General features: G+C 57.2%; 17 protein-coding genes. 2 read left to right on the forward strand and 15 right to left on the reverse strand.

Annotated elements, in window-relative coordinates; translation table 11 throughout:
* Window positions 1-232 precede the first annotated feature (232 nt).
* From ACR0MS_RS16735 to purC, 6 genes are all read right to left on the reverse strand, one after another.
* Complete coding sequence (locus ACR0MS_RS16735) at window positions 233-1,567, reverse strand: sigma-54-dependent transcriptional regulator (protein WP_171125158.1); 1,335 nt, start codon at window positions 1,565-1,567, stop codon at window positions 233-235.
* A gap of 12 nt (window positions 1,568-1,579) precedes the next feature.
* A complete protein-coding gene (locus tag ACR0MS_RS16740) occupies window positions 1,580-3,358 on the reverse strand; it encodes a sensor histidine kinase (RefSeq protein WP_480575755.1) in 1,779 nt (592 codons plus the stop codon).
* Window positions 3,359-3,394: 36 nt separating this feature from the next.
* On the reverse strand, window positions 3,395-4,063 hold the full coding sequence (purQ, locus tag ACR0MS_RS16745; protein WP_480575758.1) for a phosphoribosylformylglycinamidine synthase subunit PurQ: 669 nt from the start codon (window positions 4,061-4,063) through the stop codon (window positions 3,395-3,397).
* Between the two features lie 11 nt (window positions 4,064-4,074).
* Window positions 4,075-5,118, reverse strand: coding sequence for a zinc-dependent alcohol dehydrogenase family protein (locus tag ACR0MS_RS16750; protein WP_480575762.1), 1,044 nt, complete (start codon window positions 5,116-5,118; stop codon window positions 4,075-4,077).
* Window positions 5,119-5,122: 4 nt separating this feature from the next.
* Window positions 5,123-5,353 (reverse strand): phosphoribosylformylglycinamidine synthase subunit PurS, encoded by a 231-nt coding sequence (gene purS, locus ACR0MS_RS16755; RefSeq protein ID WP_170683997.1) that lies wholly within the window; start codon window positions 5,351-5,353, stop codon window positions 5,123-5,125.
* A gap of 174 nt (window positions 5,354-5,527) precedes the next feature.
* Window positions 5,528-6,283, reverse strand: a complete 756-nt coding sequence (gene purC / locus ACR0MS_RS16760) for a phosphoribosylaminoimidazolesuccinocarboxamide synthase (RefSeq protein ID WP_171121706.1) — start codon at window positions 6,281-6,283, stop codon at window positions 5,528-5,530.
* 187 nt (window positions 6,284-6,470) lie between these two features.
* On the opposite strand from purC, the gene ACR0MS_RS16765 reads away from it, so the two are divergent.
* Window positions 6,471-6,788: a DUF1476 domain-containing protein gene (locus tag ACR0MS_RS16765; RefSeq protein ID WP_480575765.1), complete on the forward strand. Its 318-nt coding sequence runs from the start codon at window positions 6,471-6,473 to the stop codon at window positions 6,786-6,788.
* A 114-nt stretch (window positions 6,789-6,902) separates the two neighbouring features.
* The gene (gene bmt, locus ACR0MS_RS16770) at window positions 6,903-7,916 is read left to right on the forward strand and encodes a betaine--homocysteine S-methyltransferase (RefSeq protein WP_480575768.1); all 1,014 of its coding nucleotides are present in this window, start codon (window positions 6,903-6,905) and stop codon (window positions 7,914-7,916) included.
* Between the two features lie 3 nt (window positions 7,917-7,919).
* On the opposite strand, the gene ACR0MS_RS16775 is transcribed toward bmt, so the two are convergent.
* From ACR0MS_RS16775 to ACR0MS_RS16815, 9 genes are all read right to left on the reverse strand, one after another.
* Window positions 7,920-8,696 carry an enoyl-CoA hydratase-related protein gene (locus ACR0MS_RS16775; protein WP_480575772.1) on the reverse strand — a complete coding sequence of 259 codons (777 nt, stop codon included), beginning with the start codon at window positions 8,694-8,696 and terminating at the stop codon, window positions 7,920-7,922.
* 74 nt (window positions 8,697-8,770) lie between these two features.
* Window positions 8,771-9,226 (reverse strand): cytochrome c-type biogenesis protein, encoded by a 456-nt coding sequence (locus ACR0MS_RS16780; RefSeq protein ID WP_480575775.1) that lies wholly within the window; start codon window positions 9,224-9,226, stop codon window positions 8,771-8,773.
* Window positions 9,223-11,187, reverse strand: a complete 1,965-nt coding sequence (locus ACR0MS_RS16785; protein ID WP_480575778.1) for a heme lyase CcmF/NrfE family subunit — start codon at window positions 11,185-11,187, stop codon at window positions 9,223-9,225. The genes ACR0MS_RS16780 and ACR0MS_RS16785 overlap by 4 nt, the downstream gene beginning before the upstream one ends.
* A gap of 76 nt (window positions 11,188-11,263) precedes the next feature.
* Window positions 11,264-11,842 (reverse strand): holin family protein, encoded by a 579-nt coding sequence (locus ACR0MS_RS16790; RefSeq protein ID WP_480575781.1) that lies wholly within the window; start codon window positions 11,840-11,842, stop codon window positions 11,264-11,266.
* Window positions 11,833-12,444: a holin-associated N-acetylmuramidase gene (locus tag ACR0MS_RS16795; protein ID WP_480575784.1), complete on the reverse strand. Its 612-nt coding sequence runs from the start codon at window positions 12,442-12,444 to the stop codon at window positions 11,833-11,835. The genes ACR0MS_RS16790 and ACR0MS_RS16795 overlap by 10 nt, the downstream gene beginning before the upstream one ends.
* A gap of 122 nt (window positions 12,445-12,566) precedes the next feature.
* Window positions 12,567-13,013, reverse strand: coding sequence for a cytochrome c maturation protein CcmE (ccmE, locus tag ACR0MS_RS16800; RefSeq protein WP_480575787.1), 447 nt, complete (start codon window positions 13,011-13,013; stop codon window positions 12,567-12,569).
* 7 nt (window positions 13,014-13,020) lie between these two features.
* Window positions 13,021-14,049 (reverse strand): N-acetyl-gamma-glutamyl-phosphate reductase, encoded by a 1,029-nt coding sequence (gene argC, locus ACR0MS_RS16805; RefSeq protein ID WP_480575790.1) that lies wholly within the window; start codon window positions 14,047-14,049, stop codon window positions 13,021-13,023.
* A 94-nt stretch (window positions 14,050-14,143) separates the two neighbouring features.
* The gene (locus ACR0MS_RS16810) at window positions 14,144-14,953 is read right to left on the reverse strand and encodes a glutamate racemase (protein WP_480575793.1); all 810 of its coding nucleotides are present in this window, start codon (window positions 14,951-14,953) and stop codon (window positions 14,144-14,146) included.
* An 8-nt stretch (window positions 14,954-14,961) separates the two neighbouring features.
* Window positions 14,962-15,840: a lysophospholipid acyltransferase family protein gene (locus ACR0MS_RS16815; protein WP_480575796.1), complete on the reverse strand. Its 879-nt coding sequence runs from the start codon at window positions 15,838-15,840 to the stop codon at window positions 14,962-14,964.
* Window positions 15,841-15,882 lie beyond the last annotated feature (42 nt).

Here is a 15,882-nt window from a genome sequence, read left to right on the forward strand (position 1 = left end):
GTGGGAGGTTGTCACCACCTGCGGCATTGCAGCGAAACTCAAAGATTCGGGACTTGGGGGCGCAAAAGGGCCCGGCCCGTCCGGGTACAATAAAAGCAGTCCTGTGGAAAAGACAATGGGCAAACTGCATAGCAACGCCTCCAAGCGCGCATCCAAACCTTCTTCTGTTCAAAAATACTTCGGCGGTGAATTGAGCCAAAGGCTCAAGAGGGGGCTGGCCCCCTCCTCGCTTCTACAGATAATCGGAACGCTGAAGCCCGTATTTGGCCATTTTCTCGTTCAGGGTGCGCCGTGGCAGGCACAGTTCCTCCATCACGGACGCGATCGAACCTTTGTGACGGCGCATCGTGTTGTCGATCAACATGCGCTCAAAGGCCTCGACATATTCCTTCAAGGGTTTCCCTTCGGTCGTCATCACCGGCTGCATCTCTTCGTGATCCGACATCAGCAGCGACGCAATGGTGCCCGATCCGCGGCGCGATTGCAGAACGGCACGCTCGGCAATATTGATCAACTGACGCACGTTGCCCGGCCAAGGGGCCTGCAGTAATTGCGCTGCTTCCTGTGCGCTGACCTGAGGCGCATCACAGCCATATTCTTCTGCAAATTGTTCGCTCAGACGGGTGAACAGGGTCAGGATATCCTCACCACGCTGCCGTAGCGGAGGCATGGTGATCCGCAACGCCGCCAAACGGTAGAACAAATCCGGGCGCAATACATCCTCGCTGGTCTTACCAGCCTCCTGAAGGTTTGAAATTGCGATGATCCTTGTTTCGGCCGGAGTTCCCTGATCGTTCATCACGCTCAGCAGCCGTGCCTGCAACGTGTCGCTCAGGGCTTCGATATCTTCCAGTACCAAAGTCCCGCCGCGCGCCTCTTCGATCGCGGGCAGTTGAGCGTCTTCTGGCATCATCGGCCCAAACAAACGCTTGGACAGAGCCTCTTCTTCAAGTGCTGCACAAGACACTAAAACGAACTTCTTACCGGCCCGGCTGCCAACGGCATGCAAGGCATGAGCCACCAGCGTCTTTCCCGTTCCCGTTTCGCCGTCAATCAGGACGTGACCATCGGCCTGGCCCAGATCAAGAATATCCTCGCGCAGGCGATCCATCACTGGACTGGCGCCAATCAGCTTATTCATGATCTGTGTGCCGTCCGACAATTCCCGTCGCAGGGCGCGGTTGTCCAGCGTCAGGCGCCGCGCGTTGCTGGCGCGCTTTGCCAGTTCAGACATCCGATCCGGGTTGAACGGCTTTTCAAGGAAATCGAAGGCTCCGACCCGCATAGCCTCGACCGCCATGGGAACATCGCCGTGGCCGGTGATCATTATCACTGGCAGAGTGCTGTCCGCACCCATCAGCTTTTTCAGCAATTGAATGCCATCCATGCCCGGCATCTTGATGTCGGAAATGACAATACCCGGATATTCAGGCCCAAGAACCTTAAGCGCATCTTCGGCGCTGGAAAAGGTTTCCGTGTCATATCCAGATAATGCCAACCACTGACTGATCGACTGGCGCATGTCCTGTTCGTCGTCCACGATGGCAATCTTCATGGCTTGTGCCATAGGCTTTCCCCGTTATTCCGCGGCCTCAAGGCCGTCGCTTCCTAGTCTCGGCAGCTGCATTTCGAACACCGCACCACCGTTCGGGCTGTTGCGCGCGGTCAGCCGTCCGCCATGGTCGTTCACGATCCCGGACGAGATGGCAAGCCCCAGCCCAACGCCGTCGCCGGGCTGTTTGGTGGTGTAGAAGGGCTCGAACAGGTTTTCGATATCTTCGATCCCGTGACCGTTATCCCTTACAGTCAACACCGCCATGTCGCCCACGGCCAGAATTATTTCGACATCTGGCTCAGTTACAGATTTGGTGGCGTCCAGCGCATTGCGCAAGAGGTTCACCATAACCTGTTCGATCCGCATCCGATCCCCCATCACAAACACGGGTTCTTCCGGCAGAATTTGCGTGATCTTAACATGACGCTGTCGCAATTGCGGTTCCATCATCGACAGGGCCGAGGCCAGCGCTTCGCCAAGATTTACAGGGGAAAACGCATCCGCACCCTTGCGGGCGTAGGATTTTAGCTGTCGGGTAATGGCCCCCATCCTCTCGATTAGACCGTCGATGCGGCCAAAGCTGGCCAGCGCCTCTTCGGGGCGGTTGCGGCGCAGCAGCAGGCGTGCGCCCGCCAGATAGGTCTTCATTGCAGCCAATGGTTGATTCAGCTCGTGGCTGACGGCCGCCGACATCTCCCCCAAAGCCGCAAGTTTCGAGCTTTGCGCAAGCGTCTGCTCTGCCACTTCAAGCGTCTTTTCGACCCGCTCACGCTCAGCAATTTCCCGCTGTAGCCGTGTATTCAATGCGCGAAGCTCTGCCGACTCGCGCTGGAACAGCGCCATCCGGAACGTCGCCCGACGACTGAGCGCATAGAACGCAAGCGCCAGAAGAATCGCAAATCCCATGATTTCCAGCGCGATGACGCTGTTCACCTTGTCCCGAATGGACGCGTAAGTCGTGAACGAGGTCATTTGCCAGCCCCGGAACGGAATCCGTGTATCCAATCGCATCACGGCTTCGCCCTGTAGATAGGCATCCGGTGGCAGTGCCGTCCAATCGGTTGTCGCGCGGATGGCGCGCTCAATCGCGCCTTCGGGTGGTTGCCGCACCAGTGCTGCGCTTTCTTCCAGCCCCCGCCATTTCGGTTCGGTCGACAGAATAATCGTACCCGTGCTGTCCGCCACCATCACAGCATCGGAAATACCCGCCCAGGCACGTTCGAACTTTTGCAGATCGACTTCGACAACGATGACCCCAAGGGTATCAGTACCGGCATCCATACGCCGCGAGTAAATGAAGCTGTAAGAGCCGGCTTCATTCTGGATCACGGTGAATATGGTGGAATTCGCGCGCACCGCATCTACGTAGTAATGAGAGTTCCGGTGTGCCTCACCCAATCTGCTGCGATCTGTGGCGGCAACAGTTCGCCCATCACTGTCCAGCAACATCAACGATGCCGCGCCGATCTCTTCCACAAACGATATAAGACGCTGTGTTGAAAGCGAAAAATCGCTGGATTGCAATGCCGAGATCAGCGTTGGGTCCCGCGCCAGAAGCTGTGGAACAATTGCGTTCCTGCGCAATTCACTCAGCAGGTTGCCGGAATACAGGGCCAGGCGCAGTTCCGCCCGATTGCGCGTCGATTCCGTGAACCGGTCTGTCAGCAACCTGTTGGTTACCCAGATTGTTGCAACCGTTGCAATCAGCAGAATGGAAACCGCAACACGCAGGCGCCAACCTAATGGCGCGCCGCGGAAAGGTTTTTGCAGTGAAGCCCACCCAGAGCGATCATCGGAACTCATACCCGGAAACTACGCGGGCTTGTCTGCGACCTCAAGTCATGCGGGTGCAAGTACGCCCGACAATGCGCGGAACAATGCCGTTCCGTCGGTTCCGCCGTGACCTTGGTCCGCCGCACGTTCCGGGTGCGGCATCATGCCCAGCACGCGGCGGTTTTCGGACAGGATCCCAGCAATGTCACCAACCGAACCGTTTGGATTCTCGGTATAGGTGAACGCCACACGGTCCTGATCCCGCAGTTTAGCCAACGTGTTATCATCCGCGAAATAGTTACCATCGTGGTGCGCAATCGGAATCCCGATCACATCCCCAGCGTTATACCCTTCGGTAAACGCGCTGGCGCTGGTCTGGACCTTCAGGCCGACAGTGCGGCAGATATATTTGAGGCCGGCGTTTCGCAGCAAAGCACCCGGCAGGATGCCTGTCTCGGTCAGAATTTGAAAACCGTTGCAAATTCCCAGCGCGTAGCCGCCCCGCTGCGTGTGATCCACGACCGCCTGACAGATCGGCGACTGCGCGGCGATCGCACCGCAGCGCAGATAATCACCGTAGGAGAAACCACCGGGCACGCCAACAATGTCGATGCCCTCGGGCAAGGCGGCATCTTTGTGCCAGACCATATCAACCTGAAAGCCTGCCTGTTCAAAGGCCACGGCCAGATCCCGGTCGCAGTTTGATCCGGGGAATACGATGACTGCTGCGCGCATTGCGGGGCCTCCTAATGCGAAAAATCAGTGACCACGGCAACGCCGGGGGGCGTTGGATGATCAAAGGCGGCAAGTTCTTCACTTACCTGAGACAGTGAAATCTGACGTGTCACCAGCGGGATCAGATCAACACTGCCCCCTGCGATCAACGACAAAAGTGAAGGATAGCGCCAACTTGGCATTCCACGCGTGCCAAACACGGCCAACTGCCCGGAATAGAGCACGTCCATCGGCAAGGTCATGTTGCTATGTGGTCCGGCGGGCATTCCGATCTGAACCATGCGACCCAGCTTGCGCAGGGATTTCATGGCAGCGACGGTGGTGATTTCGATCCCCAGCGCCTCGATCGCGACATGAGCGCCGCCACTGGTGATGTCCTTGATCGCTTCGGGCGCGTTGCTGGTTGCGGCATTCACCACGGCATCCGCACCAAGGCCTTTGGCGTAGGCCAGTTTTTCATCATCTATATCAACGACGATCACACGCGCACCCAACGCCTTGCCCAGCAACAGGGTCGAGATGCCGACGCCGCCACCTCCAAAAATCGCAAGCCATTCGCCGCCTTGTAACTGCGCCCGCCCGACCAAAGCCTGCCACGCTGTCGTCACGCGACAGCCCAACGCAGCGGCGATTTCCGATGCCATCGTATCGGGCAGCGCTGTCAGGTTGGCGTCAGCGTGGGCAACCGCGACAAATTCAGCAAAAGCGCCATCACAGGTAAAACCGGGCACGACTTGATCGGAACAGATCGTCTGATGGCCCTGTGCGCAATCCGGGCAATGCCCACACGCCAGAATGAAAGGCGCGATTACACGATCACCAACTTTCCACCGGCTGACACGGGAGCCGACCGCGACCACCTCGCCGCAAAATTCATGGCCAGGGGTCATCGGCAAAATTACATCGGGGTCCGCGCCAGACCAAGCATGCCAATCGGACCGGCACACACCACAGGCCAGCACGCGCAGAACGACCCCGTCCTCACCCGGTTCGGGATCAGCAATCGAGGCCAATTCCAACGGTTGGCGGTAAGTGATCAAACGCGCAGCCCGCATCCGCTTAGACCAGTTCGATCTCGTAGCGTTCGATGACCGTGTTGGCCAACAGCTTTTCGCACATCTGGGTCACGTCAGCCTCGGTCGCGCCCTCGGCCAGTTCCAGGTCGATCACTTTGCCCTGACGCACGCCTTCGACCTGGTCGAAACCCATAGCGCCCAATGCATGACGCACCGCTTCACCCTGCGGGTCCAGAACCCCGTTCTTGAGCATCACATGCACCCGTGCTTTCATTCCTGCAACTCCAGCTAAGGGCCATCGGTCACGGCCCGTTCCGTTGCGCGGGGGATAGCGCGCCTTTTGCATTTCGACAACCCTTGTCCGCACGCAGTTTGCCGCAGGATCGTCGGTAAACAAAAAACGCCGCATTCAGGTGCGGCGTTTCAGGTTTAGCTAGGGGCCGTCACGTCAATTAATAAGCGTCGGCTTGGTCACGTTGCTTTTGGGCAGAACGCCCAGACGACGGGCCACCTCGGAATAGGCATCCGTCAGGCTGCCCAGATCACGGCGGAATACGTCCTTGTCCAATTTCTGGCCCGTTTCGATATCCCACAGGCGGCAGCTATCCGGGCTGATCTCGTCAGCAACGATCAGGCGTTGGAAATCGCCCTCGAATACGCGGCCGATCTCGATCTTGAAGTCGACCAGACGGATACCCACTGCCAGCATCATGCCGCTCATGAAGTCGTTCACACGCAATGCGAGGCTAAGGATATCGTCCATGTCCTGCTGGCTGGCCCAACCGAATGCTGCAATGTGCTCTTCAGTCACCAGAGGGTCACCCAGAGCGTCATCCTTATAGCAATACTCAACAATAGGACGCGGCAATTGCGTTCCTTCTGCTATGCCAAGGCGTTTGGACATGGTTCCGGCCGCATAGTTGCGCACGATCACTTCAAGGGGCACGATCTCGCAGCTACGAACCAGTTGTTCGCGCATATTGAGGCGGCGGATGAAATGGGTCGGCACACCGATCTGGTTCAAGCCGTTCATGAAGAATTCGCTCAGTCGGTTGTTCAGAACGCCTTTACCGTCGATGACATCCTTCTTTTCCGCGTTGAACGCGGTGGCGTCATCCTTGAAATACTGAACGATTGTGCCCGGCTCCGGGCCTTCATACAGAATCTTGGCTTTGCCTTCGTAGATTTTCTTGCGACGCGCCATAAGCGACCCTTCCAGACTGTTGAGCCGGGGATTTCCCCTGCTTCTTGGCGCTCTCATAGTCCAAGCCCCTCTTTCCCGCAAGTTCGACGACCCGAGGGGCTTTGACGCAGCGCAAATACCTTGCGTCCGGGCGCGGCTATAGTCATATCATCAATTAAGAAGATGTAATCCAAGGGGTCCCTAACCAATGACCACGTTTGACGAACGCGAAAACGCCTTTGAAGCCAAGTTTGCGCATGATGAAGAGATGCAGTTCAAGGCACAGGCGCGCTGCAACAAGCTTTTGGGCCTGTGGGCCGCAGAAAAGCTGGGCAAATCCGGTGCTGAGGCTGAAGATTATGCCAAAACCGTCGTAATCGCGGATATGGAAGAAGTAGGCCACGAAGATGTGGTCCGCAAAGTGTCCGGCGACCTTGGCTCTTTGTCATCCGACGAAGAAATCCGCGCAAAAATGGCCGAACTTCTGCCAGAGGCCAAAGCGCAGGTTCTGAGCGAAACTCAGTAAGGCCAATGCCCAACTCATGATCTTCATGAGATTTATGAATTTGATTTGATGCCCCGTCCATGAGAGACGGGGCATCTTAGTTTTTTCGGCTCTGCCGACATCTGGAAAACCCCAATGACAAACGCGCTCAACACATTTCTGGAAACCAAGGATACGATTCTGGCCGACGGTGCCACGGGAACAAACCTGTTCAATATGGGTTTGCAATCCGGCGACGCCCCCGAGCTGTGGAACGTGGATGCGCCCGAAAAGATAACCGCGCTGTATCAAGGCTCGGTCGATGCAGGCAGTGATCTGTTTCTGACCAACACGTTCGGCGGAACCTCGGCACGTTTGAAGCTGCACGATGCCAAAAACCGTGTGGCCGAGCTGAACAAGGTCGGTGCTGAACTGGGTCGCGAAGTCGCGGACAAAGCCGGACGCCCCGTAATCGTTGCTGGTTCGGTTGGTCCTACGGGTGAGATTATGGAACCGGTCGGCAGCCTGTCTCATGCTGGTGCGGTCGAGATGTTCCACGAACAGGCCGAAGCGTTGAAGGCCGGTGGCGCCGATGTTCTATGGCTTGAGACGATCAGTGCCCCTGAAGAGTTTCGGGCCGCGGCCGAAGCCTTTGCAATGGCTGACATGCCCTGGTGTGGTACGATGAGCTTTGACACCGCCGGGCGGACCATGATGGGCGTCACCTCGGCTGACTTGGCCCAATTGGTTGAAACACTGCCGAATCCACCTGTCGCATTTGGTGCGAACTGCGGCACCGGTGCGTCTGACATCCTGCGCACCGTTCTTGGTTTTGTGGCCCAAGGGACCGAGCGCCCGGTGATCTCAAAGGGTAATGCAGGCATCCCGAAATACGTCAACGGCCATATCCACTATGACGGCACGCCCGAGTTGATGGGGCAATATGCTGCGATGGCGCGCGATTCCGGTGCAACGATTATTGGCGGTTGCTGCGGCACCATGCCAGCGCACCTGCGAAAGATGCGCGAGGCCCTTGATACCACTTCACGTGGTTCACGCCCTACTCTGGATCAGATTACCGATGCATTGGGGCCGTTTTCGTCAGCCTCGGACGGCACCGGTGAAGACGCCGTGCCCGAACGCAGGACACGCCGCCGTCGCCGTGCCTAAGGTTCAGCGCCCCTCGAATTTCGGAGGGCGTTTTTGCATGAAGGCCACCACTCCTTCGGCAAAGTCACGAGATCGTCCGCATTCGCCTTGCAGATGCGCCTCGATTTCCAGTTGCTGACTCAGCGTTTTGTCGTAGGTGCCCCGGATTGCTTGCTTGATGGCTCCAAACCCGGCGGTAGGACCTTTGGCAAGGTAGGCTGCGCGCTTGCGCCAATGCGCCTCGAATTCGTCATCGGGAACGGCTTCCCAGATCAAACCCCAGTCGTCCGCCTGCTGTGCGCTGATCTTTTCGGCGAAAAGGGCTGCACCCATGGCCTTGGCAAAACCCATTTGCCGAGGTGTGAACCATGTGCCACCCGCGTCGGGCAGCAGCCCAATGCGCGCAAACGCCTGCAGGAAATACGCGCTTTCCGTCGCAATCACGACGTCGGCACACAGCGCAAGGTTCGCCCCTGCCCCAGCCGCCGCACCGTTCACCGCCGCAATAGTCGGAACCGGACAGTTATAGACCGTCTCGAGCATCGGCTCATACTCATCGCGTAGAGTCCGCTCCAGATCAATTTTGCCTGTGCTTGAGGAATCCCCCAAATCCTGACCGGAACAAAATGCGTCACCCGCACCCGTCAGAACAACAGCTCGCGCATTGCGCGCTGCGTGTTTCATGGCATGCGTGACTTCGGCCCGCATCAGCGCAGTCATCGCGTTCATTTTGTCTGGCCGGTTCAAGGTGACTACTGCCAGATCATCGGCAACGTCCAAAAGCAGCGTTTCGTAGTCCATGCGTTCCTCCCGTTCGTTCTGGATTTGCGGCGACCCTGACTCAATTACCCTGGGAGGAAAAGCCCGACGAAACGTCAGTCTTTAAGAATTTGTTCTAACCGCTCTTTTTCCGCGTCGGTCAGGGCGTCACCGCCCGAGGTCTGTTGCGCCTTTGACCGCTTGCGCAAAAAGCCCAACCCCAGACCTGCCGCAATCAGCAACATGATCGGACCGGCCAGCCACAACACGATGTTTGCCCCTGACGTGGTCGGCTTCAACAGAACGTACTCACCGTAACGATCCACGATGAATTCAATCGCCTCATCATCGGTGTCACCTGCCACCAGCCTTTCCCTTAGCAACAGGCGCAGGTCACGGGCGAGATCGGCGTTGCTTTCGTCAATACTCTCGTTTCGGCATACCAAGCACCGCAAACCGGTGCTCAGGTCCCGCGCTCGTTGTTCCAAAACCGGGTCGTCCAGAACTTCATCCGGTTGAACCGCCCAGAGCGGCGAGGCAAAAAACGCGAGGATCAAAAACAGCCTTATCATTCTGCGGGTACTCCGCCCGATGGGGCCTTGCGAGCACCTGCGGCCACACGGAACCGGCGGTCTGACAAGCTGATAAAGCCACCAAGGGCCATAAGGATACATCCCCCCCAAATCCAATTGGCCAGAGGTTTGATATAGGTTCGCATCACCCAACCGCCATCAGCCTGCTGATCACCGATCACGACATACACATCGCGCAGGAAACGATAGTCGATCGCGGCTTCGGTGGTGGGCATTCTGGCAACCGGGTAGTCTCGTTTCTCTGGGTATAGGGTTGCAACGGGTCGTCCGTCCTTTTCCACCAGAACTTCGGCCATGGTTGAGAAGTAGTTCGGTCCCTCTACCCGCCGGACGTCTTCCAATGTGAACGTGAACTGCCCAACATCAAACGGTTTTCCCGGTTGCGCGACGCGGATATCCTCAACCTCCCATGCGGTAAGGCCCGCTATGGCAAACATGGTAACGCCCAGACCTGTGTGTGCGACGGCTTTGCCCCAATCCGCACCGGGAAGGCGGAACAAGCGTGACAGATTTCCGTTGCGTCCCGTTCGGCTCCAAAGGTCTACGGCCGCGCCAAAGGTTATCCATGCGCCCAGGAACAGACCTGCGGGCCCCAGCGCGCTGCGCCCGGTTTGCATTGCCCAGACCAACAGCGCCAGCGCGACCGCCAGAACAAAGGCAAAGCGCAAAGAATACGCGGCTTTCGCAATCTTGCCGCGTTTCCATGGCAGCATGGCCCCAACTGGCAGGGCTATTCCCAAGGCAATCATGAACGGCGTAAAGGCCGCGTTGAAGAACGGAGGACCAACAGACAGCTTCCGGTCAAACGCCATTTCCGCAACCATGGGCCACATGGTTCCGAAGAAAACGACAAAGCAGCTTACCGCCAGCAGGATATTGTTAAGAACCAACGCGCTTTCGCGGCTGACCATACCGAAGACGCCCTTCGCCTCCATCGCCTGTGCGCGTGCCGCGAACACGGTCAGCGCGCCGCCGATGAAGATCACGAGAATGAACAGGATGAACACACCGCGTTCGGGGTCATTCGCGAAGGCATGAACCGATGTCAGCAGGCCGGATCGGACAATAAATGTTCCGATAAGAGAAAAGCCAAAGGCTATGATGGCCAGAAGAATCGTCCAGCTTTTCAAGGCTTCGCGTTTTTCAACGACGATGGCCGAGTGCAACAAGGCCGCCGACAAAAGCCACGGCATGAACGAGGCGTTTTCAACCGGGTCCCAGAACCAGAAACCACCCCAGCCCAATTCGTAATAGGCCCACCACGATCCCAAAGCGATGCCAATGGTCAGGAATATCCAGGCTGCCAAGGTCCATGGTCGGACCCAACGGCCCCATGCCGCGTCGATACGCCCTTCGATCAAGGCGGCAACGGCAAAGCTGAAGGCCATGCTCAGGCCCACATAGCCAAGATACAAAAATGGGGGGTGAAACGCCAAACCCGGATCTTGCAGCAGTGGGTTCAGGTCTTGCCCGTCGAATGGGGCGACGATGAGCCGGTCGAAGGGATTCGACGTGAACAGGATGAACGCATAAAACGCGACACCAATTGCGGCCTGCACTGACAGAACGCGCGCCTTTAGCGTGGGTGGCAAACCTGCACCAAAGAAGGCAGCCATAGCCCCAAACAACGCAACGATAAGGACCCACAAAAGCATCGACCCTTCATGGTTTCCCCAGGTTCCGCTGATCTTGTACAGCATCGGCTTCAGCGAATGGCTGTTTTCCACCACGATGCGCAGCGAAAAGTCCGACGTCGCAAACGCCCAGACCAGCGCCCCAAAGGAAAATGCGACCAACGCGAATTGGGCGACCGCGGCCGTTTCGCCGAACTTCATCCAGCCTGTCCAACGGTAGCCCGCGCCAATCAGTGGGAAAACAGTCTGAACAATCGCGACGAGGAAGGCGAGTATCAGGGTAAAGTGACCGAGTTCTGTAATCATGGCCCCGGATATAATCCTGATGCGGGGCGATCACCAATCACTTTCGCCCCTGAGGAGCGAGCATAGTGTCGCGGCATCAGCCGGTTCGCTGACGCCTCCAGTCTTCAAGTGCGCGGTTTGTGTCGGGGTAAAGCGCGTTTTCGGCCAATTCCGCGTCTGTGCCGGGGTCCGCTGAACCTATCGCCTCGGTGCGCATTCCTTCAAGTAACCTAATGTTTTCGGCTACTTTGGGCGCGCGCAGAACAGTTGCGGAGAGTTCTCTTTGCAGGTCTTGCGCCTTGGCCTGATGGCGCGCGCCAAAATAGAAGGAAACGATCACGCCCAACAACCACCATAACGGTTCAGGAACCAGAGCAATCCCCTGCATTCGGGCTGCGAACCAAAGCGGGTCAACCATGGCGGCGATAAACAAACCAAGCGTACCAAAGGCCAGCGCTGGTCGTGGCAGACGATTGAGCCCGTCGATTGTCTGATCGTACCTGCTTTTGCGCGCCACACTGAATTCCGCACCGAATTGGTGCATTGCCTGTTGTTGCAGGCTCAGATCACGAACAGCCGCATTCTCGGCGTTCTGGCGAAAAACCTCTGTTGTTTCGCGAACAACATTCCTTCCGCTACCGAACAGGAACGTCAAAATCTCGGAGATCAGCCCCATGCCGCCACCCTTGTCTGAAATTCTGCATCACTCAAATGGTAAACAGGCGAGATAAATTCCTCGGCCCGACGTATCCAGCCACCTTTGCCGCCTGCCCGCGTCCGCGCGTATTTTCTGGCCGAAGGTCTACGGTCCGCCAATCGAACATAGTAGTTCCTTCGCGCCACACCATACGCGTCTCTCAGCGCCCGGGGTTCGGGCCGCGAGGCTTCTTGTGCAGCGTGGGCTGTTTGCGGTCCCACCACCCCGTCAACGGCTATGGAAAACCCCATGTCGGACAATAATACCTGCATTATTTTAATGGCTTGCGCGCCAGAGTTGACATACATGTCGAACACGGAAGGCTGAAGGTCCTCAGGTAACATCCCCAGACGTGGCTTCTGGAAATAATGGGTGACGAATATGTCGACCGCCTGTGATTTGCTGATCAACTCAACATCTTCTCTGCCGACATTTCCGTCACCGGAAAGATCCAGACCAAGGCGTCGCATCGTGTGGATTGTAACACCATACTTGGTTGCACCGCCCGGGTCATCGGGGTCATCAACAAACCCGCCTTCTCGGGCCACAATCTGTGTGGCGATTTGTCGAACCGTTCGCACCGCACCCTCCTTCAAAATGTGAGGGAACGGTCAGACATAAGTGTTAAAATGGGTAAACGAGAAAGGGCGCTGCCTTCTGTGCAGACGCAACGCCCATTTGCCTCACGTCCTAATCCGCTGGATCAGCTTTCGTCTGCGTGTTGGAATACACCCTGTTCCTTGAGGGCATCCACCACTTCTTTTGGCATGTAGGTCTCATCATGTTTTGCCAAAATTTCAGTGGCTTCGAAGACACCGTTGACGTAACTTCCGGTGCCGACCATGCCCTGATTTTCCGAAAACAGGTCTGGCAGAACGCCCGTAAAGGCAACGGGCACGCTTTCGCCACCGTCGGTTACGACAAATGTCACTGTTTCACCCTGCCCACGAACGATGGAACCTTCTTCGACAAGGCCACCGATCCGGAACACTTCGGTTGGCTTCGGCGGTTCAGCAATCACTTCGCTGGGCGAGCGGAAAAAGTTGATCCCATCCTGCAACGCCCAACCAATCAACACCGTCGAGGATACCAAGGCCACGACAGCCAACAGAATGATTTGGACGCGACGACGTTTCTTGAGTGACTTCATGATATCCTCACGGGAACAGAGGGGCCATCATCAGACCGGCGGTTTCAACTTCACCTAGCATCAGGTTGGCGTTCTGCAAGGCTTGGCCACTGCTACCTTTTGTCAGGTTATCCAGGGCACCGATGACTATGGCGCGGCGTTCGATCCGGTCTGCGACCACCCCGATATGGCAGAAATTCGAGCCTCTTACATGGTGCGTCGAAGGCGTTTCGCCGAAAGGCAGCATCTGGATGAAGGGTTCATCCTCATAGGTTTTGACCAATGTCTCATAGACGCTGGCAGGATCGCCTTTGACGTAGGTGGTCGCCAGAATTCCCCGGTTCGCCGGTATCAAGTGCGGCGTAAACTGAACATGCACAGGGCGACCCGCCAAGGCGGAAAACTCTTGGTCGAATTCTCCAAGGTGCCGATGCGTGCCTCCTACTGCGTAAGCGGTATACCCTTCGCTAAGCTCCGCGTGCAGCAGGTTTTCCTTGAGCGAACGCCCTGCCCCCGACACCGCGCATTTGAGGTCCAGTACGATGTCGTCCAGATCAATCACTCCGTTCGAGATCAGTGGGCGCAGCACATATTGGCCGGTCGCGGCGTTACACCCCGTTCCTGCAACCAGCCGAGCTTGGCGAATGTCGTCGCGATAGAACTCTGTCAAGCCATAGACGGCCTCGTCTTGCTGCTCCAAGGCCACGTGCGAATTGCCGTACCACTTTTCATATTCATCGGGGTCGCGCAGTCGAAAATCTGCAGACAGATCAACGATCTTCAACCCTTTGGGCAGATCGCGAATAACCTCCTGACTGGTTTTATGCGGCAGCGCGCAAAAACACAGGTCGACTTGTGAAAAGTCGATTTCGGAAATCTTGCACAGATCCGGCAGGTCCATATGGCGCAGATGAGGAAAAACCTGTGCCATCGACTGGCCCGCCTTGCGCTCGGCCGCCAAAGCGGTGATTTCCATATTCGGATGTTCGGCGATCAACCGAACCAGTTCAGCGCCGGTATATCCCGAAGCGCCCAGAATTGCGATTTTATGGGTCATCTGAGACCTCTTGTTTCTGAGTGTCACATATCACGACCGCCAAAGTGACGATCTTTGAACTAAGGGGCCAGCCTTGAACAATCCTTGACCTAAGTCAGGCGGCCTCGAATGTGATTTGTCGTCGGAGGAACTGTGTCGCGCGATCACTGACAACCTCTGGCTTTCCGGTCGTCAGAAAACCGCCTTTTCCTTCGCCAAGCATCCTGGGGTGGCGCTGCAGGTAATCCGCCAGACTTTCCGCGACCAGATCCCCCTGGCTGAACACCTGCACATCGGTGCCAAGCGCCTGCTGGAACGTGTCCGCCATCAGCGGATAATGCGTGCAGCCAAGAATTGCGGCCTGCGGTTCCGGCATCTTGCGTTTCAGCGCATCGACATGGCTGCGCACCAATGCCTCGGCCAGGATCATGTCGCCATCCTCGATCGCGTCCACCACACCGCCGCAGGCCTGAGCTTCGACGTCCACGCCGATCGCCCGGAATGCCAGTTCGCGCTGAAACGCCCGGCTGGAGACGGTGGCAGGTGTTGCAAACAGGGCGACATGTTTCACGGCGACTTCGCGCGGGGGGCTGTTGTCGCCCCACTGACGTTCTGTCAGCGCCTCAATCAAAGGAACGAACACACCCAGAACCCGCTTACCCTCGGGCACGCCTTCCTCCTGCATCCGGCGCAGCGCGGCAGCACTTGCCGTATTGCACGCCAGAATCACCAAATCACAGCCGCGATTCCATAGATCGTTCACGGCACCGCGTGTCAGATCATAGATGTTTTCCGCATCCCGCACCCCGTAAGGCGCATGTGCGCTGTCTGCGTAATACAGAAAATCCACGTCCGGCAGACGTTTCCGCGCGGCGTCCAGAACGGTAAGACCGCCCAAACCAGAATCAAAAATACCTACTGCCATTTGCCCCTTCAGGCGCGATGCCGTTCCTCGAATTCATAACCGTAGTCATAAGACTTTAACGGCTTCGGAGACAGCTCATACGTGGCTTTGCGCAGGAAATCCATCATCTTGCGCGTATCCTTTGCCAAAGGGTCCAGAACGTCGCGGCCAATCGGCTCTCCGACTACCACTTTGACCGGGGTATCGACGCGCTTTTTGAACTCTTTGATCAGCAAACCCATTCGCAAGGTGCTGTGCAGATGGCTGGCGATTTGGAACAGGCGCGAGGTGTGGCCGTCGAAAAAGACAGGCACCACGGTGGCGTTCGACTTGGCAACCATCCGCGCCGTAAACCCCCGCCACCCCGGATCCATCGGGTACGAGAACGGCTTGACCCCGGTACTGACGGTACCACCGGGAAAAATGCCGATTGCGCCACCCTCACCCAGATAATTCAGCGCCGTTTTCCGTGTTTCGAGGTTCAGTTTCATCGCCTCTTTCGTCTCATCAAACGAAATCGGCAGGATGATGCGGTTCAGGTCCTCTGCCTTGCGAAACACTCTGTGCGCCAGAATTCGGAAATCGTCCCTGGTCTGGGACAGCATATGGCCCATCATCATCCCGTCCAGAATGCCATAGGGGTGATTGGCAATCAGGATCAGTGGCCCGGTCTTGGGAATATGCGACAGCGACCCGCCGACCACATCCAGAGAAAGCCCGTACCGATCCACCATGACCGACCAGAAATCGCGCCCGTTGGCGACCTCTTTTTCGTACCCGTCAGCCCGCTTGATCAACCGCATCCGGCCCGTGGTATTCTCCATCAACTTAATGACCATGCGTCCACTTTTGGTCTCGGCGGAATAGGCATAAGAAATGTCACGAGCGACATGGCGGCGCGAGGGCATGGACGTCTCCGGGGTTTGTTGCCTGCTATTTATGTGCAGGTA

It is taken from the genome of Ruegeria sp. CJ2 (assembly GCF_056536745.1).